The organism is Anaerocolumna aminovalerica, assembly GCF_900115365.1.
Lineage (GTDB): Bacteria > Bacillota > Clostridia > Lachnospirales > Lachnospiraceae > Anaerocolumna > Anaerocolumna aminovalerica.
On sequence record NZ_FOWD01000041.1, the window covers coordinates 15,994 to 35,799 of the forward strand.

The 19,806-nt window shown below is 34.8% G+C and carries 15 protein-coding genes and 1 pseudogene; 12 read left to right on the top strand and 4 right to left on the bottom strand.

Going from position 1 to position 19,806, the window contains the following annotated elements:
* Positions 1-6 precede the first annotated feature (6 nt).
* The 5 genes from BM183_RS17115 to BM183_RS17135 all read left to right on the top strand — a co-directional run bounded on the left by BM183_RS17115 (position 7) and on the right by BM183_RS17135 (position 7,525).
* Positions 7-498 carry a type II secretion system protein gene (locus tag BM183_RS17115; RefSeq protein ID WP_091688258.1) on the top strand — a complete coding sequence of 164 codons (492 nt, stop codon included), beginning with the start codon at positions 7-9 and terminating at the stop codon, positions 496-498.
* 20 nt (positions 499-518) lie between these two features.
* Positions 519-1,025 carry a PulJ/GspJ family protein gene (locus tag BM183_RS17120; protein WP_170848056.1) on the top strand — a complete coding sequence of 169 codons (507 nt, stop codon included), beginning with the start codon at positions 519-521 and terminating at the stop codon, positions 1,023-1,025.
* A gap of 18 nt (positions 1,026-1,043) precedes the next feature.
* Complete coding sequence (locus tag BM183_RS17125; RefSeq protein WP_091688263.1) at positions 1,044-4,949, top strand: DUF5057 domain-containing protein; 3,906 nt, start codon at positions 1,044-1,046, stop codon at positions 4,947-4,949.
* 34 nt (positions 4,950-4,983) lie between these two features.
* Entirely contained in the window at positions 4,984-6,159 is a 1,176-nt protein-coding gene (locus tag BM183_RS17130) for a helix-turn-helix domain-containing protein (RefSeq protein ID WP_091688265.1), read from the top strand.
* Between the two features lie 130 nt (positions 6,160-6,289).
* The gene (locus tag BM183_RS17135) at positions 6,290-7,525 is read left to right on the top strand and encodes an MFS transporter (protein WP_091688267.1); all 1,236 of its coding nucleotides are present in this window, start codon (positions 6,290-6,292) and stop codon (positions 7,523-7,525) included.
* Between the two features lie 694 nt (positions 7,526-8,219).
* Here BM183_RS17135 and BM183_RS17140 read toward each other — a convergent pair.
* Positions 8,220-8,714, bottom strand: a complete 495-nt coding sequence (locus tag BM183_RS17140) for a DDE-type integrase/transposase/recombinase (protein WP_091688270.1) — start codon at positions 8,712-8,714, stop codon at positions 8,220-8,222.
* A gap of 634 nt (positions 8,715-9,348) precedes the next feature.
* Between BM183_RS17140 and BM183_RS17145 the strand changes: the two genes are divergently transcribed.
* From BM183_RS17145 to BM183_RS17170, 6 genes are all read left to right on the top strand, one after another.
* Positions 9,349-9,498 carry a hypothetical protein gene (locus BM183_RS17145; protein WP_308743348.1) on the top strand — a complete coding sequence of 50 codons (150 nt, stop codon included), beginning with the start codon at positions 9,349-9,351 and terminating at the stop codon, positions 9,496-9,498.
* Positions 9,495-10,196 carry a response regulator transcription factor gene (locus BM183_RS17150; protein WP_091688272.1) on the top strand — a complete coding sequence of 234 codons (702 nt, stop codon included), beginning with the start codon at positions 9,495-9,497 and terminating at the stop codon, positions 10,194-10,196. Before BM183_RS17145 ends, BM183_RS17150 begins: the two co-directional genes overlap by 4 nt.
* Complete coding sequence (locus BM183_RS17155; protein ID WP_091688274.1) at positions 10,193-11,107, top strand: sensor histidine kinase; 915 nt, start codon at positions 10,193-10,195, stop codon at positions 11,105-11,107. Before BM183_RS17150 ends, BM183_RS17155 begins: the two co-directional genes overlap by 4 nt.
* 63 nt (positions 11,108-11,170) lie before the next feature.
* Complete coding sequence (locus BM183_RS17160; protein WP_091688276.1) at positions 11,171-12,094, top strand: ABC transporter ATP-binding protein; 924 nt, start codon at positions 11,171-11,173, stop codon at positions 12,092-12,094.
* On the top strand, positions 12,087-12,836 hold the full coding sequence (locus BM183_RS17165; RefSeq protein ID WP_091688278.1) for an ABC transporter permease: 750 nt from the start codon (positions 12,087-12,089) through the stop codon (positions 12,834-12,836). Before BM183_RS17160 ends, BM183_RS17165 begins: the two co-directional genes overlap by 8 nt.
* Positions 12,836-13,678 carry an undecaprenyl-diphosphate phosphatase gene (locus BM183_RS17170; RefSeq protein ID WP_091688280.1) on the top strand — a complete coding sequence of 281 codons (843 nt, stop codon included), beginning with the start codon at positions 12,836-12,838 and terminating at the stop codon, positions 13,676-13,678. The genes BM183_RS17165 and BM183_RS17170 overlap by 1 nt, the downstream gene beginning before the upstream one ends.
* Before the next feature lie 455 nt (positions 13,679-14,133).
* Here the strand turns inward: BM183_RS17170 and argH are convergent, their stop codons facing one another.
* Together argH and BM183_RS17180 are read right to left on the bottom strand one after the other, a co-directional pair.
* Entirely contained in the window at positions 14,134-15,507 is a 1,374-nt protein-coding gene (gene argH, locus BM183_RS17175; protein ID WP_091688282.1) for an argininosuccinate lyase, read from the bottom strand.
* Positions 15,508-15,847: 340 nt separating this feature from the next.
* Positions 15,848-17,353, bottom strand: coding sequence for a carboxypeptidase M32 (locus tag BM183_RS17180; RefSeq protein WP_091688284.1), 1,506 nt, complete (start codon positions 17,351-17,353; stop codon positions 15,848-15,850).
* Between the two features lie 570 nt (positions 17,354-17,923).
* On the opposite strand from BM183_RS17180, the gene eno reads away from it, so the two are divergent.
* A complete protein-coding gene (gene eno, locus BM183_RS17185) occupies positions 17,924-19,228 on the top strand; it encodes a phosphopyruvate hydratase (RefSeq protein WP_091688290.1) in 1,305 nt (434 codons plus the stop codon).
* 421 nt (positions 19,229-19,649) lie between these two features.
* On the opposite strand, the pseudogene BM183_RS21120 reads toward eno, so the two are convergent.
* Positions 19,650-19,806, bottom strand: a pseudogene (locus BM183_RS21120) (IS256 family transposase); the annotation flags it as partial.

Below are 19,806 nucleotides of genomic sequence, written 5' to 3' on the forward strand. Positions count from 1 at the left end.
GTAATTATGGCGGATGGTAATAAGGGATATACACTGATTGAACTAGTCATAGCACTTGGAATATTTATAATCATCACATCAGGAGTCTTAATATTACTAAATGGAATTGCCATGACAGATACTAAAGAAGCGGCGAAAAGTGTGGATGCAATTCTGGAAAAGCTGAGATTGGATACTATGGCAAAGGGTTCAAAATCTTATCTGCATATATATTATTATGGCAATGGAATTTATATGAAAGTATCCAATGAGCAGAATAGTGCTCTTGCAGAGTTGGATTCCGATTCCGGTAAAAGAATAGGCCGTAAAATGTCTGTTTACTATTGGGAAAATGGGGGTACAGAGAAGTTATTAGAAAGTGATGAGAGTATCGCAATCAGTTTTAATAGAAGTTCCGGTTCATTCTCATCTAATTATAGCAGTATTAAATTCACGTATTCTAATCGAAGTTCGGTTATTAAATGTATAAAAGAGACAGGTAGGCATGAGGTAAATTAGGGAGAAAAGGGGGAATCCCTGTGACACAAAGAGAAAAAGACAATAGAGGCTTCACATTCATTGAACTGTTAACAGCTGTATCAATTTTGGCGATTGTTATGGTCTCTTTAGCTTTTATCATGAGTTATAGTTCCGGAAATTATAGAAATCTAAACGATGAAGTCATATTGCAGACAGAAGGGCAGATTATTATTAACCAAATAAATGGTCTGATCATTGAAGGGTATAATGTAAAGTTTAGTCCAAGTGGTGAACTTACAATATATCAGGAAGATGTTACCTATGTTATTCTCTTTGATACTATCAAACACCAGCTTGATTTTAAGAAATTTACCCCAGAGGGTATTCAGATTGGTAACAAAGAATTATTAGGTAAATATGTAGAAGAATTTCAAGTGGTGGATACTGGAGCTGATGATTCTAATAAACAAATCAAGGTATCTTTAAGCCTAAAAAAAGAAAAGAGTACCTTTCAACTAAAGAATCAGGTCATTACCTTAAGAAACAAGATAAAACCTGTACCATAATGGAAGGAGGTTCATTCATTGAAAAAATTGTTTGGAAAAATAAAAGAGTGTAGCTATATGAAGTCCTATAATGGTTTAAAATATACTTTCGTAACCGTACTGGTTCTTTCTCTTCTTCTCATTATGCCTCAAATAATAATGTGGGTACAGGCTGCAGTTATATCTAAAGGAGAAGCAGTTACCGATTGGATTCCAAATCAATCCGGCGAAAAGGGGACGAAGAACAATCCATTTGTCATACTTGAGATTGTTCCTTATGAAGGATATGGAGAGATTGGATATTTAATAGATGGATGTGAGCCAGTTGATATGGATAGGCTTCGTTACTCAGGTGATATGACAACGGTAACAGCAACTAAAGCCTCCTCTGCAGTTTGGGGCATACAGTATCAATTTCCGGATGAGAAAGGGATTCCATCGGATTGGATTACCCAAAATGGTGAAAAGACATTGTACGGATATTATGAAAGAGTGGGAGAAAATGAGGGACTATTTCAGGAAGTTGTTGATAAAGCAACGGGACAGGTCAATTACGTTAAAGTGGATAATGGGAATATAGTTTGGAAAACTGTTTTTGGTATGAGTGAGGAAAAAGTAGAGAATAAAAGAAAACTTGAGTTTATTGGTGATAAAGTCTATACAAGCCGAACAGATAATCAGTTTAAAAAAGGATATGCTTATGCTTATACTAATCATAATTATTTTTTAAAGGATGTATTAGAAGTTTCGGAAAATGATATAAAAGATTATCATATTTTAGTCAAAACCGTGGAACCAAAGGATCTAAATGAGCAGCTGGAATGGATAGACAGAGCGGATTTAATATCTATTAGTCCCAAATCCCATATTGTTAATCTTCCTGAAATATGGGAAAAATATAACCTTGCCGGTAAGCCGGCTAAACCCCACCCGTGGGATGGATTTGGCAATAACGATTTAAGCTGGGATGCAGTTGTCCGCATATTTAAGAAAGTAAATATTGAAAAAGATTATGGGGCTATTATATTTGATTGGACTGTGTACACAAATCCACCAACCAGCACAAGTAAACTGGTAACTCCTTACCAGACAGATTATTATGGAAATGGGACAAATCATACAAATGGAAGTGAATGGGGAAATTCCAATAATGTATATAAGTTAGCCTTGATGTCAAGAACCATGAATCCGGTTCTATTTTACAATCTATTTCTAAATGAGAATCAAGAGGCATTAATAAAGAATGGAGCCTTCGTGAATCAAAAAGGGGACGGCAAAAATTATTGGTGTCAAAGTACCTTTATGCCCACCCAAAAGGATGGTTCTCTGGCATGGGATGCCCATTGGGATACATTGTGGGAAAAATTTAGGCTAAATCCTTATATGAGTGGTAACGTAAGTGTTACAGGAAGAATTTATACTTATAATGGAGATTGCACTTTGTCACAAAATTTTGTGAATGATAAGATAGGTGAAACAAAATATACGGAAGATTTTTTTGATTATTTGGAAGAGAAGAGAGAAAAAAATACCCCTGCTAATGCAATTAAATTTATTCTTGGTTCTCAAAGCCATGAGTCAGTTCAAGATATGCCCCTTAAGATATTGAATATCGAACCGACCAATGAGTTTACACTAAACACATATAGATTGCGGGCTTTGTTACCTAATTATATTGGAAAAATAGATATTGTTCAAATGACTTCTGCTGAATTTGTGGGCAAGATAGAAGATTTGAATAGTACTTATGATGGAATCTATCTTGGAATGAATTGTGGAGGATATAATACGAAATCCCAAAGAAATCCGGATTATGGAAAGAATTCGTCCAATGACCCACAGTACATAGATTTACCCTATTACAATGATAATCAACTTGATGGAAAGATTTATCTTCATGTTGGAGATTTGATCAAAGGTAACCGTTTTGAAGTAAATTGGCTTCCGGGAGGTACGAATACATCCACAAGGAATACTACAAGGATGCCAGGTAATGATATTACAAAGCAGAAAAAAAACGAGCTGGCTGATTTTATAAAAGCAGGATACCCGGTATTGGTTGATTCTAAGCTGTATCATACAGGATCAGATCTGACAGAACTTGTAGTAGATAAAACATCAAATATATATGCCTTAATTAAAGAAAATAAAGAAAGAGCGAATCTGTTAAATATTGCAGAACTGCCTGTTAGGAACATCCAAAGTAAGATAAACACAGATAAACCAACTTTGTTGATTAACTCGGCTCCTACTCCCTACAAGGGCATATTCAATAATGGGACTATTAGTGCCGATAATTACATTAATGGCAGTAATATTAATTTTAGAAACCTGGTATATAACTACACAATTCTTGAAAAGGATACTAGTAAAACCTTCCAGGTAAAACTCTATATTGATGCCAACTCAGACGGAAGATTTGACGAAACAGAACTTAATATGATTCAGACAGGAGTTACTCCAAACACACCACATAAACTAACCAAACGTTTAGCAATGGACTACTTTGGAGTCATACCATGGAAACTGCAAATCGTTGATGAGAAGCAAACGGAAAATCGAGATGAGATTTCAGGTTTTTCAGCTGTAAAACGATCTGATTCTGAGAAAGAAACAATTCGTGTCCTACAGATTAACCAAAATGGCAGCAGTACTACATTAACCCTTCAAAATAATCCACAATTTCGTAAGTTTACGGAGAATCTTAACGATTATAAAGTTATTTTTGAAACGAAGACCATCTTAGAATTTGAGAATATGTATTCAGGATATAATAATTATTTTGATATAACCTCAGAAGGAACAAAAAAGAATACGGATAAATTAAAAAATTATAATATGTTGATTCTAGGTTTTAGTGATGTTTATGGACCCATAAAGAATGAATCTGCATTGAATAATATAAAATATTTTATTGAAAAAGGAAAAAGTGTTCTCTTTACACATGATACTACTTCTTTTAATAATGAAAGTTCTCAGGCTAATGAGTTTGGATATTATTTTAATAAGGATTTTAGAGATATATTAGGAATGGATCGTTTTGGTGTACGAAATCCCGGTGGAGTACTAAAAGAATATAATGATATTCCAATGTCACCAACAGGAGTTTTGTATCCCCAGATTCACGGATACAATTCCTATGCCTTAAAAAGGATAGCAGATAATTATGTGAATCTAACATTTAAAGGATTAAGTCCAAGTGCTGACAATAATATAACAACAACGGTTACAAAACTGAACCAGGGACAGATTACCCAGTACCCTTATGTAATTGATGATACAATCAGTGTGGCAGATACCCACGCACAATATTTTCAACTTAACTTAGAAGATCCAAGTATAGTTGTATGGTATTGTCTGGCTAAAGGAAACAGCGATGGAAGCACTGCTGATATATATGGTATGTCACCAAATGATGCTTCCAGCTATTATTATATCTATAATAAAGGCAACATTACATACTCCGGTGTTGGACATTCTCCAGTTGGAAATAGTGAAATGGAGGTTAAGCTATTTGTTAACACCATGATAGCAGCTTACAAAGCATCCATTAAGCCCCCTATAATCCAGATTCTGAATGAAGAAGAATGCGTTTTTACCCCGGATGAAGTTTATGGAACAGATGATATTCTTGAAATTAAATTTATTCCATGGGATTTTAACCTATCCAGTCAGGAACTTGGTGTAAAAGTTCAGATTGCCGGAGGAGATAAGCTGGAAATATATGATAGGTATGGCAATAAGATGAATAGTGAGTTACTTGGTAAAGATGGTGAACGTTTAATAAAATTAGAAAATGGTAACATTTATACCGCTCATTATAAAAGAAGCCTTTTTGCAGACGAGAAATATAGAAACATTCATTTCTATATTGAGAATAAGGCAGGTTATTATGGAGAAGAAGAACTGGAATTAAAGGAAAGAGTTTTATTTAATTTATATTAAAGTAAATCAAAAGAATAGGGAAGATGGTGATGAAATGAATAAAGCATACCAATATAGCTGTACATTACTGAAACTAGAAAGATTAAAACAAAATAAAGGGCAAAAAGAAGTGTGTTATGGAATTTGTGTCCCTTCATATCTAAGTAAGATAGAACGAAATCAAGTAACACCTGATTCTCATATATTAAAGCAGCTTTTTGAGAGATTGGATATTGAGTTTTACTGTGAAGAATCATTTATGGAATATTATAATGAGTTAATTGAAAGTTACTTTGAACAAATGTCTTATCATCTTGAAAAAAGTGCTTATAAGGAATTACAATCCGCAGATAAAAAATTATCTTATAGTCCCTTGGCAATTGACTGGTTAATAATACAAGCATATGAAGATAATAAGGAATCATTAAAGCAATTATCACAATGTCTGGACAGTATGAATAATAAACAACGTGCTTATTATTATATGGCTTTACCATTGAAAAAGGAGGAAGAAAAAGAAATCATTGATTTGTATATTCAAGCTTTTAATATATTAAATAATAGTTATAGTTTGGTTAAGCTTATTCTAGCGTATTATAGAATTAGCCAATATGACAAAGTTCATGAATACGTAGATAAATGTATATCTCTTGCCCTTGAGGAAGGAAATACATGGGCGTTGGGTTTCTGTTATCGTATGGTGGGCACTGTATATGCATGTTTACACATTGAAGATTTAATGTTACCTGCCTATCAAAGGGCGATACATCTTTTGCAAAATACATATTGGAAAGAAGAATTAAGTGAGATTCATTATAATATGGGTGCAACATATTTACAAAGCGGTAATTACAGTCTGGCATTAAAATATTTAAATATGGTTACCTGGGAGAATGATTTTTTATTATATCATAAGAAAGCCTTGGCTTACATTCGGAGTGAAAAAATGGATGTTGCAGAAGAGTTTATCAATGCTATGAAAAACTGGATAAAAGACAATGAAAAGAAAGGGAATACAATAGAAGTTGAAAAGATAATGCTGGAAGAAGCTTTATATGAGTGTAAGGAAGATTATCTGGATGATCCTAACTTTATCAATATTATGGAAACTTTAATGGACAGATTAAAATCAGAAAGACATAAGGGGTATGTTCTTTTTTATAAAAGTATTTTAAAAAAAGCTTATTGCAGACAAAGAAAATATAAAAAGGCTCTGGAATTATTTAGTTGAATTTCTTATAATATAATAAAAAGCTCATTTAAATGATATAATTCAGCCAAGAATTTCTCACAAATAACTACTTGTTGTTACCTTAGTTGATTTATATAATAGACATAAAAATACTGAGGAGAGTGAGAGTATGAAGAAGAGAGGTCTATGGACTAAGAATTTTAGCCTTATTACAATATCCACAATTTTATCTGCTATTGGCGGAGAAGCAATGAATTTACCAATCAGTCTTTTGGTCTTCGAGGAAACAAAGTCTACTTTCATGGCAGCATTAATTATGATCTGCGGCATGCTACCGGATATTATTTTACCCATATTTCTGGCACCGATTATTGATAAAGGAACCAAAAAGAAATGGATTGTGGGACTGGATGTTCTTATGGCGGTTGTATATTTAATTATGGGGATATACACTTTAAAACATAAGTTTATATTTGCATTATATGCTATATTTACACTGCTAATTGGAACTATATCCGTTTTTTACAGACTGGCTTATGATTCTTGGTATCCGGATTTAATTCCCGCTGGACATGAACAAAAAGGTTATGCGGTAAGTGGAGGCATTTATCCTACTGTGACTATTATAATGGCACCTCTTTCAACTTACCTTTATGATAGAATGAATTTAGGATATATATTTATCCTTGTGGCTTTCATTGGTTTAGCAAGTGTTATCCTAGAAAGTATGATAACAGAAACGAAGCATGAGGCAGAAGGTACGTTAACCTGGGATATGTATAAACAAGATTTTCTGGAGGGATTTTCTTTTTTAAAGAAAGAAAAAGGTATCCGGAACATTTATACATATATGAGTATCACAAACGGTGCATCCCATGGTATAGGAGTGGTTACACAAGCTTTCTATCAAACACAGGCATGGCTTACGGTTACCATGCTTGGATTCTTAAAGAGCAGTGAAACAATGGGCAGAATTATTGGCGGTTTTGTTCAATACAATAAAGAAATACCTGTTAAGAAAAGATATGATTTTACTAAATTAGTATATTCTATTTATGATTTATTGGATTCTTTCCTGCTTTTCATGCCATATCCCGCAATGCTTATCAACCGGTTCCTTTGCGGAGTATTGGGTTCCCAAAGTGCAACCATCCGTTCCGCCGCCGTACAATCTTATTTACCTCCTGAAATGAGAGCAAGAGTAAATGCATTGTTTCATGTTATCTTCGCCATCGGAGGTATATTGTTTCAACTGCTGGCAGGATTATTAGGATTGTTCATACCTTACAGATTAGTTGCTTTGTTTCTTGGTTTGGTGACGTTTCTCAGTATGATTTTATTTATTTGGCTGCCTAAGGAAGTAAATAGGAAAGTCTATGAAGCTACAAGAGAAGTGATTAAATAAAAATTTGTTGCAGTAGGACGCTTTGCTCTGTAGTTTGTTGAGAACTCAGAAAGTGCTCATTAAAGCTTTCATAATGACTCAATTTATATGTCAAGGATAACAGGGTATATATTATAAATTTTGCTACCTTACCCTGTCGGCCGGATTACGCAAAATTTATAATATACACCCTGTTATCCTAATTTAGTTTATGAGAGTCATTATGAAAGCTCAATAAGTACTTTCTGATTTTAATTTATGTTGTGAAGCAAAGCTGTTTATGAAATAATTTTAATTATATCAATCAAGTTTAAATATATTTATTATACTTAAGAAAATAAATTCTCTATCAGACAATAACTATTATTCTTTCCATATAAATAAAACAAATAGGTTCTCATTTCATATTATCTGTTTTAATAGTTTTAAATAATTCTATATCTATCTATATAAGTTTTAAATATCTATTCCAAAAGAATTAAAAGCCTTTTCGAAACCTCCAAAGTTCAATTTATACATTGAGGTAAAGTTGTGTATTGAAACTTGTATTTAATTTAGTGCTTTAATTAATATTAACAATTCATTTAGTATACCCATGGACTTGTGTCAATAATGTAGACACAAAAAGTATAACTTTTGATGCCGCTTATGCTGCTTCATTAGCAGCCTTTGGAGTCAAATAATTAATGGTATCATGAATCCTTTTTCTGTTGTATCAGGATTCAATATATTCAAATACAGCCTTACGGGCAGCATTGAAATCATTGTATTTATGATGATTGATCTCTTCCTTTTTTAGCACGGAATGGAAGGATTCAATACATGCATTATCATAAGGATTTCCTTTTCGGCTAAAAGAATGAATAATACCTTTGAAAGACAGGTAATCCTCAAATATCCTACTGGTATACTGTGTACCCAAATCGCTGTGCAGAATGATGCCTTCAATAACCTTTACATTTAAACATGCATTTTTAACTGCCTTCATAGCCAATTCGGCTGTCATGGAAGTATCATAGGCATAACCGATAGAGTTTATTTCTTCTTTTTCTGATACTTTAACTGGAGATAGCTGCTTAATCCAACTATAAATCCTTACATTTGTGACGCCATATTCATTTCTCAAGTAAGAAACTGAACTACCTGAATTATACAGATCTACAATCTGTTGTTTGAATTCTTCCGAATAATGAGTACCGTTCTTGGACATTGTTTAACACACCTTTCTATGAAACATTTTATCGTGTTAAACTTTTCGTGTCCATACGTATATGCTAACACCATAAAATTAATATCATGAAGTAGTATGTACGTTTTATTTACTGGTTTGTAAAATAATCGTTAGTAACAGCTTTGCTGACAACATAAATTGAACTCAGAAAGTGCTAAATAAGCTTTCGTAATGACTCTCATAAACTTTAAATTAGGATAACAGGGTGTATAGGATTGATTTTGCGTAATCCGGCCGACAGGGTAAGGTAGCAAAATCAATCCTATACACCCTGTTATCCTTGAACAATATAAATTGAGTCATTATAAAGCTTATAAAGCACTTTCTGAGTTCTTCACAAACTTCAGGGCAAAGCGTACGTGCATTAATAAACTAAATTTATTTGGCTACCTTATATTCATGAGGTATTCTGACATGCCTTGTCAGCCAGATCAGGTAGAAAATATAGACTTTTTTTCAATATAAAAATTTGCGGCTAAGTTCCTTTGCTGACTACATTTTAACAAGAAAAAGATTATTTTCTTGCTTTTCTTCGGTTGAACGAATACAATGTCGCTATATACATTGAGAGAATGGGAAATGGAATATATTACTGTTCGGGAGCTGCAGAGAAATGGGGCATCACGGAGCATGGGTGCAGAAACTCTGTGAGGAATATAAAATTAAGGGCGTTGGTGCCTTCAGCCGGATATGGATGATACCGAAAAATGCGAAAAAGCCTGCAGACGGAAGATCAAAACTGGAAAGGAGTGCAAAAAAATGAATGAAAAAATTTTAATAATAGATGATGATGTTGACCTATGTAAATTACTTAAAAAAAACTTAGAAACAGAAGGGTACCAGGTTACTGTATGCCATGACGGAGAAAACGGCATATTGGAGGCTGATAAAAACAGCTATCATCTGATAGTTTTGGATATCATGCTTCCTAAGAAAAGTGGGTTTGATGTTTTATACGATATCAGAAAAACAAACCTTGTTCCCATTTTAATGCTGACAGCTAAGGACAGCGAAGCAGATAAGGTGTCCGGACTACGGATGGGAGCAGATGATTACCTTACCAAACCTTTTAGCAACAATGAATTTTCCGCTCGAGTTGCTTCTCTTTTACGAAGATATACTGTTTTCAGTTCAAATAATGAACATTTTGAGCCCGCCATCGACATAGGAAATCTTCACATCGACATCTCTAAGCATGAAGTAAGTATGAATGGTATAACAATTGACTTGACTGCAAAAGAATTTGATTTACTGCATTTTTTTGCCCAAAACCAAGGAAAGGTATTCACTAAAAAACAGATTTATCGTGGGGTATGGGATGACGAATATGCTTTTGACGATAACAATATCATGGTGCATATACGCAGGCTGCGTAAAAAAATTGAGCCAGACCCAGAAAATCCAACTTATATTTTAACTGTTTGGGGTGTTGGATATAAATTTGTTGGTGATAGTGTATGACAGCAGTTGTAATTGTAATTCTTTTCTGCCTTTGTTCTGGACAATTTCTTTATATAAGACGCATAAAAAAGCAGGAACAAGATTGGCTTAATATACTGCGTGGTATTCAGGGTGGGGAGCGTGACAAGCTTTTTGCAAAGGGTAATGGACAAATAGCGGACATTAGCTATGAACTTAATAAAATTATAGATACCAACCTAATTCAGATTGCACAGCTTAAAAAAGCGGATGAGGCAAATAAACAGATTTTAACGGGGCTTTCCCATGATGTAAGGACTCCTCTTGCTTCTCTCCTTGGTTATCTGGAGGCGCTTCAAAAAGGTTCTCTGGATGAAGTAGAGAAACAGGAATATCTTGAAGTAGCTTTTCGCAAAGCAAATGATTTAAAAGCTTATGTAGATATGCTATTTGAGTGGTTTAAACTCAGCTCCAATGAACAGCAGTCTGTAATTGAAACGGTTGATATCAATGAGCAAACTCGTGAAATTATAATTGAGTGGCTGCCGGTATTGGAACAGTCAAATATCGCTCTGTCCGTAAACATTAGAGATGAAGATCTACCGGTGTCTATTGACCGAATGGCATACAGCCGTATATTGAATAACCTGATGCAAAACGCTATTCAGCACAGCCATTGTACACAAATATCCATTATCATTAGACAGGATGTAAACAGGGTGCTTATTTCTGTTGTCAATAATGGACAAATCATACCCGAAGATCAGTTACCGCATATATTTGAACGTTTGTACAAAGGCGATCGTGCCCGTACAGGGAAAGGCAGCGGGCTGGGGCTTGCTATTACTAAAGAACTGGTGACCAATTTACACGGTGAAATCTCTGTATCCAGTACACAAAATGAGGGAACAAAATTTCAAATCAGCCTTCCTATCCAAGTAAGGAAAAAGTAAGATTTAAGAAAGACCTGTGTCAGCTTTCATTGATAAAATAAAATGGAAAGGAGGCAATTCAATATGAATGATTATGTAATTGAAACTGTCGGACTGACAAAACAGTATGGTATGCAGTTCGGAGTAAATGATTTATCACTCCATGTTCCAAAAGGAAAAATATACGGCTTACTTGGCAGAAATGGAGCAGGCAAAACAACTACAATGCGGATGCTCCTAAATCTGATTCGTGCAACAAGTGGAACAATCCAATTGTTTGGTAAGGATTATCTTGAAAATCCAAATAAGATCTATCGAAAAATCGGCTCTATCATTGAAAGCCCCGGATTTTATGAGAATTTGACCGGACAAGAAAATCTGCAAATTCTTGCTCGTCTCCGTGGACAGCATCGCAAGGACTCAGTACAGCAAGCACTTGAAATTGTTGGGCTGGATATAGAAAACAGAAAAGTGTATTCACACTATTCTATGGGAATGAAACAAAGGCTTGGAATTGCCGCCGCCATTATGCATGAGCCGGAGCTACTAATATTGGACGAGCCAATCAACGGACTTGACCCTATTGGAATCCATGAAATACGCAAATTTTTATTAAGTCTCTGCAAAGAAAAAGGAGTTACGGTTCTCATATCCAGTCATGTTTTGGACGAGATTGAGCAGATTGCAGATATGATCGGTGTGATGCATGAGGGACGTTTGATAGAAGAAGTATATATGGACGAGTTGCGCCGCCGGAATCGCCAGTATGTGGAGTTTGAAGTTTCGGATGTAAATAACGCAGCGGTGCTTTTAGAGAGGCTTTTTGATATCTCCGATTATGAGGTCTGTGATGACAAAACGATACGAGTTTTTGAACGTATTGAGCATAGGGGTGAGATCACCCGCCAGTTTGTACAAAAAGACATCTTAGTAACAAAGGTGCAGATAAGCTCCGAGAAACTGGAAGACTATTTTTCTACCCTGATTGGAGGTGGTGGCATTGGCTAGCCTTATCTGCTGTGAGCTTTTGAAGCTCAAACGGGCAAAAATACTTTTAATCAGCTTTTTGGGAGCTATGGCTACACCGTTTATGATGTTTATAGAAGCCTTGCAAACACACTTCGAGCATCCGGAACAGGTAATTAGGCTAGTTGATTTATATGATAGTAGTTTAGTTTATGTTATGTTGCTGATGAACATGATGGTTTATGTGATTATTTCAGCCTATTTGTTCAGCCGTGAATATACAGAAAAGACCTTAAAAATGATATTGCCTGTACCCATTTCAAAAACAAAATTTATTGCTTCTAAATTTATCATTTTATTTCTTTGGATTATGGTGCTAACTATTACCACATGGGCAGGTATCTTGCTTTCGGCGGCACTTTACCATGTAATTTTTGGTATGACAGGATTCGTATTTGAAATTGCCTTGGAGTGGCTTGGCATAATGTTAGTCAGCGGCGTTCTGATGTTTTTGACCATATCTCCATTTTCATATTTAACAGTAAAAGCGAAAAACTTGGTTACACCAATGATTGCTGCCGCCGCCATCGTGATGGGTAGCGCCGCTTTATCCAATCAAGAATTAGGTGCCCTATATCCTTGGACAGCGACATACTTTCTCCTCAAAGGAAAGCTTGCAAGTACGGGTTATCCCCCATCACTAGCCATTGTTATCATCGCCTTGGTGTCCATCCTTGGATTCTTAACCACATTTGTTTATTTCAAAAAGGAGGATATTAAGTAATGGAATTAGATTTTATAGAAATACTAAAAGTCATTTTTCTTGGCATTGTTGAGGGAATTACGGAGTGGCTGCCTATCAGCAGCACGGGTCATATGTTGCTTGTGGATGAATTCATTAGTCTGAACATGAGTGATGCCTTTAAGGAAATGTTCTTTGTGGTTATACAACTTGGTGCCATTCTTGCGGTTGTGGTTATGTTTTGGAAAAGTATGTTTCCCTTTCAATTTAAAGATAAAACACAACCTGTAATTAAAAAGGACACTTTTTCCTTATGGTTTAAAGTAGTAGTTGCCTGCATACCGGGAGCTGTCGTTACACTGCTTTTTGACAATTACATTGAGGCACATTTGCATACGCCAGTTGTGATTGCGGCAGCTTTGATTTTTTACGGTGTAGCATTTATCGTGATAGAAACATGGAATAAAAAGCGTGTTCCCGGTGTTGACAAGTTATCTGAAATTACCTACCAGACCGCGCTCTTAATTGGATTGTTTCAGGTGTTGTCAATCATACCAGGCACGTCCCGATCTGGCGCAACCATCATTGGTGCATTGTTGATTGGTGTGTCACGTGTTGCAGCTGCAGAATTTACATTTTTTCTTGCCGTGCCGGTCATGTTTGGATTAAGTGCAATCAAACTAATTAAATTTGGCTTTGATTTTACCGGTGGGGAATTATTTACCTTGGGACTTGGCATGGCGGTTGCGTTCTTTGTATCTGTCCTTGTGATTAAGCTTCTTATGGGATATATTAAAAAGCATGATTTTAAGGTGTTTGGATGGTATCGTATTGTTCTTGGTATCACTGTTCTACTTATATTTGCAGGGCGACAATTTGTCTAGCCAGACGGCGGTTTTTTCTTTTGAAAAATAGATTAATGTAGATAGATATAGAAATTTTTAAAGGTATTAAAACAGATAATATGGGATGAGAACCTATGTTTTTATATGGAAAGACTAATTGATTACTGGAAGAGGACTAAGTATAATTAATATATTTAAATTTGATTAATGAAAGTAAATTATTTCATAAACAGCTTTGCTTCTCAAATAAATTAAATCAGAAAGTACTTATTAAAGCTTTCGTAATGACTCTCATAAACTAAATTAGATAACAGGGTGTTTATTATAAATTTTGCGTAATCCGGCCGACAGGGTAAGGTAGCAAGATTTATAATAAACACCCTGTTATCCTTGAATATATAAATTAAGTCATTATGAAAGCTTTAATGAGTACTTTCTGATTTCCAACAAACTACAGAGCAAAGCGTCCTACAGCGTCCTACTACAACAAATTTTTATTTTGTCAAATATTCCTCATTGATAGTAATGACTTTTTCCATTGCTTCTTTTCCAGGGGCTCCAATGGTATTGCGTTTCCCGACACAGGTTTCTAAACTGATAGCATCATAAATATCATTTTCAAAGACAGGACAAATTTCTTTGTATTCAGTTATGGTCAACTGATCTAGGGAGATGCCTTTAGTAATACAATATAAAACCAGTTGCCCAACAATGCCATGGGCATCCCGGAAAGGTACACCTTTGTTTACCAGATAATCAGCTGCATCCGTTGCATTGGTAAAGCCATTTTTGGCACTGGTTTCCATAGCAGATTTATTGAATTTCATGGTAGAAATCATTCCGGTAAACAGGGCAATACAGCCTTTTACTGTATCAATGGCATCAAAGGTCAATTCTTTATCTTCCTGCATGTCTTTATTGTATGCAAGAGGAAGGCCTTTCATGGTGGTTAGAAGGGAAACTAAAGCACCATATACGCGTCCTGTTTTTCCTCTTATTAATTCTGCTATGTCCGGATTCTTTTTTTGGGGCATAATACTGCTTCCTGTGGAGTAGGAATCATCCAGCTCTACAAACTGGTATTCATTGGTATTCCATATGATGATTTCTTCACAAAAACGGCTTAAATGCATCATAATTATAGATAAGCTGCTTAAGAATTCGATTAAATAATCTCTGTCGGAGACGGAATCCATACTATTTAAAGTAGGTCCGTAAAAATCCAGCAAACTGGAAGTATATTCACGGTCAAGAGGATAGGTAGTACCTGCCAGTGCCCCGGAACCGATAGGTGAATAATTCATTCGTTTATAAATATCATCTAGTCTGGAACGGTCTCTTTTAAACATCTCAAAATAAGCCCCCATATGATGGGCCAAGGTAATTGGCTGGGCTTTTTGCAGATGTGTAAAGCCGGGCATATAGGTGTTAAGATTATCTTTCATAATTTCATGAAGTACTGTTAATAAATCCTTTAAGAGCAGATTTATTTTAACAACCTCATCTCTTGTATATAATTTCATATCTAATGCAACTTGGTCGTTGCGGCTTCTTCCTGTGTGAAGTTTTTTTCCTGTATCCCCGATTCGCTCTATTAAATTAGCTTCAACAAAACTGTGAATATCTTCCTGGCTACCATCAATGACTAAAGTACCTTTCAGAATATCTTCCTTAATACTATTTAAACCTAGTATAATAGAACTTTTCTCGGCACCTGTTAAGATATTCTGTTCTGCCAGCATGGTTACATGGGCAATACTTCCTTCAATATCCTCTTTGAAGAGTTTTTGATCAAAGGATATAGATGCATTAAAATTATGAACCAGTTGATTGGTTTCCTTTGTAAAACGGCCGCCCCAAAGTTTCATATTCATTACCTCGTTTCTTTTATTTATAGTATTCATAGTAAGGGGTATGTACATATTTCTTTATAAAATGATTAAATATGCATATATATGATTAATTATACAATAAAGTCAGGAGTATTTCAATAGTTATTCCAATATTGTGGATTTTCCTATTCCAAAACGTGGATTTTCAAAGACAGCTCAACAAAAAATATGCTTGATATCTTAACAGAGCAGTTTTAGAATATAATAGCACTTAAAACTTTTTTAATTGCTGTTATGTTCCCTGTCTGTTTTAAAATATCAAGCATAGATTATGGATTAATGATTCTATTTAAGTCGGGTTTTATTAATAGAATGATTATAATTCATACAGTTTTGTATATTTTTCGGTTAAATATCTTACATAGTAATCTGGGTTCAGAGGTTCTTTCATCATATCCATTAGCAGTTCATTAGTATTCTTGGAAGCTCCATACTTATGAATATGCTCCTTTAAATATTCGCTAATGGGAGCCAGATTCCCTTCTTCCAGATAGGAATGGAATGGCATTATGGCTTCCATATGATAATAAATCTGGGCAGCAATTGCACTGCCGATAGCATAGGATGGGAAATATCCTATATTGCCGCAAGACCAGTGAATATCTTGAAGGATGCCATTTGAATCAGAAGGAGGTTCCACTCCTAAATATTCTTTATATTTTTGATTCCATATAGCAGGAAGGTGGTGGATACTTGCCTCACCTGCAAATATCATTTTCTCAATTTCATAACGAATAATGATATGCAAGGAATAGGTCAATTCGTCTGCTTCTGTACGAATTAGATTAGGAACGGATTTATTGATACCCTTAATAAAGGAATCTAAAGAGACATCCTTTAGTTGTTCCGGAAAAGTTTCTTGTAATTTTGAAAAAACAGGAATCCAGAAGGATTTACTTCTCCCGATGATATTTTCAAAAAATCTGGACTGGGATTCATGCATACCCATGGAAGCTCCAGTTCCAACCGGTGATAAGGTAATGGCAGAATCTACATTCATCTCATATAATGCATGACCTGTTTCATGTATTATGGAGAAGATTGCACTTTCCAGATTATGTTCCAGAAAATGATTCGTAATACGAACATCCTGATTATGCAATTTTGTTGTAAAGGGATGGGCACTTTCTGCAATTACACCTCTTGATAAATCAAACCCAACATACTGACTGATAAAGTTACAGAATTCCTTCTGTTTATCTATTTCAAAGGATTCATAATTATATTCTTTTTTAATCATATCATTTTTCTTAACAACTTCTTTTAAAAGCGGAACAATGGCAGATTTCACCTTGTCAAAGAATACATCCAATTCCTTGGTATTAAAACCTTCTTCATAATCATTCAGTAAAACATCATAAAGCTCTTGCCCTTCTTTAACACGATAACCTGCAAACTTTTTATTATAATTCATGATTTCTTCCAAATAAGGTGCAAAGGAAGGATAATGGTTCTCTTGTTTTGCTTTTGACCATATACCGGGAGCCTTTGCAATTAATTCTTGATAGGCCTGGTATTCTTCAGGTGGAATATGTTCCATTTCCTCAAAGGTTTTTCTAAGTTTTTTCACTATGGCTTTTTGATTAAAATCTAATTGTTTCTGTTCATCTTCTTCACTTAATTTATCCAGTAGGCTTTTAACATCCTCATTAATTAAGCTGTTATAATATTCACTGGAAAGAATTCCAATACTTTTTGCAGTAAGTTCCATGGACTTTTCCGGTGCCAAAGTTTCGCTATCCCATTGAAATAGTACAAGGGCAGTTTCTAGAGCAGTAGATTTTTCCAAGTGCTTCATTAATTTTGAATATATTTCGCTCATGCTTTTCATCCTTTCAATTATTATAAATAGTAGGTGAAAATATTTTTCTCCCACACTTCGCCACATGATTCCTTCTCAAAGTAAATGCTATAATTAGTAGTTATATACTACGGCTTATTAGCACATTTCGAAAGAAACGGCAAAACAGTTTATTTCCATATTTATACCATGGAAATTTTATGTAGTGAGAATAGTATAACACCCGGTAAATAGAATGGCAATATAATAGTTGTGTGAAAATTACAAATACATTATGTAAAATACAAACAAATACCAATTTAATGAAAATTTAATTATACAATTCAAATATGAAGTGCTATAATAACATTATACAAAGATAATTGTTGAACCTTATAACACACTAAGGGATAGCATTTTTTGTATGAAAGTATGTACATAATTATAAGAAGACAAGCAGTCATTATAAAAACTATTTATAAAAAGCCAGAAGACATAATATCATAATAAGTAGTATGAATATGTTTCCATTCCATGTTTATACTATAGATGAATTGGGTTATTATATGTAAATGCAATGGAAATAATCAGAGAAAGAAGGAAAACATAATGATGAATCGTAATTTGACTATTGAAAAAGTTGTAGGCAGGGAAATATTAGATTCCAGAGGAAATCCTACCGTTGAAGTAGAAGTTGTTTTAGCAAATGGCAGCATTGGCAGAGCATCTGTTCCCTCAGGTGCCTCCACCGGAGCATTTGAAGCAGTGGAATTAAGAGATAATGATAAAAAAAGATATTTAGGAAATGGTGTTTTAAAAGCTGTTGAAAATGTAAATTCAGTAATAGCAGAAACTATTATTGGAATGAATGCACTAAATCAGGCTGAAATTGATAAAAAGATGATAGAAGCCGATGGTACTGAGAACAAAGGACGTTTAGGAGCCAATGCTATATTAGGTGCTTCTTTAGCAGTGGCAAAAGCTGCGGCAGAAGCAATACAGTTACCTTTATATCAGTATATCGGCGGTGTGAATGCAAAAGTTCTGCCGGTTCCTATGATGAATATTATTAACGGTGGTAAACATGCGGATTCCAGTTTGAACATACAGGAATTTATGATAATGCCGGTAGGAGCATCTACCTTTAGTGAAGGTTTGGAATGGAGTACAACAGTTTTCCATACTTTAAAGAAATTACTTAAATCCGAAGGCTATGTAACAGCAGTAGGTGATGAAGGCGGATTTGCACCTAAATTCGGAAGTGATGAAGAAGCTCTTGCCTATATTGTGAAAGCCATTGAGGCTGCCGGATATAAACCGGGTGAAGATTTTTATATTGCAATGGACGTTGCTTCCACTGAGATGTACGATGAAGCTAAAAAAGCAGGAAGAGAAGGGGAATATTTATTCTGGAAATCCGGTGAATTTAAAACAGTAGATACGATGATTGATTATTTGGAAGACTTATGTAATCGTTATCCAATCAGATCCATAGAAGATGGTTTGGCAGAAGAGGATTTTGAAGGCTGGAAGAAACTAACGGACAGACTAGGAAACAAAGTTCAGTTAGTAGGTGATGATTTATTCGTTACAAATACAAAGAGGGTTTCAAAAGGGATTGAACAAGGAATCTCCAATTCCGTATTGATTAAATTCAATCAAATCGGAACTTTAACAGAAACTTTAGAAGCTATCGAAATGGCTAAGAACAATGGCTGGACAGCAATCGTATCCCACAGATCAGGTGAAACAGAAGATGTTACCTTAGCAGATATAGCAGTAGCAACCAATGCAGGCCAAATTAAAACCGGTGCACCTTCCAGAAGCGACCGTGTTGCTAAATACAACCGCTTGCTTCGTATTGAACATCAGCTTGGAGGAGTTGCTGAATATCTGGGAAAAAGAGTATTTAAATAATACTAACTTATAAGCTGAATTTCTCTTTTCCTAACAAAGAGATAGTTTAATTAATTTAATTTTTAGTAAAGAAGCAATCAAAAATTATAAAAAAGAGATAGTAAAAATTAATAAGAAAAAATCAAAAGGGAAAATCAATAAGGTTTAACCAGAAATAATTAAGTAAGAAAAGACAGACAAAATCACTAAAAAGTAATTATTAAGTGATAGTCAATAAGAAAAATAAATAAGAAAGAAGTAATAAAAAGAGACCGTTTCAAAGTCCGTGTAAACTCAAAAAACTGACATAAAATTTTAATAGTTATTTATGGGCAAGGCCATTTTTCTGTGGTTCTTGCCCATGCTTGTATTATAAATCTGTTTTTGGGGTTGTCAAGTAAAACTCCCCTTCGGCAGTCTTAATACCTTAATTTTTCCGTTTTTAGGATAACCGTTCTTCAAAGAATATCTCCAACTGGGAGTGAATCTGTCCCCAGTCCTGACGGTGCCCTGTCCATTTTTTCGTGATGTCCATCGTGGCCAGATACAGCATTTTTAGCAGACTGTCGTCTGTGGGAAATACGGTCTTGCTTTTCGTA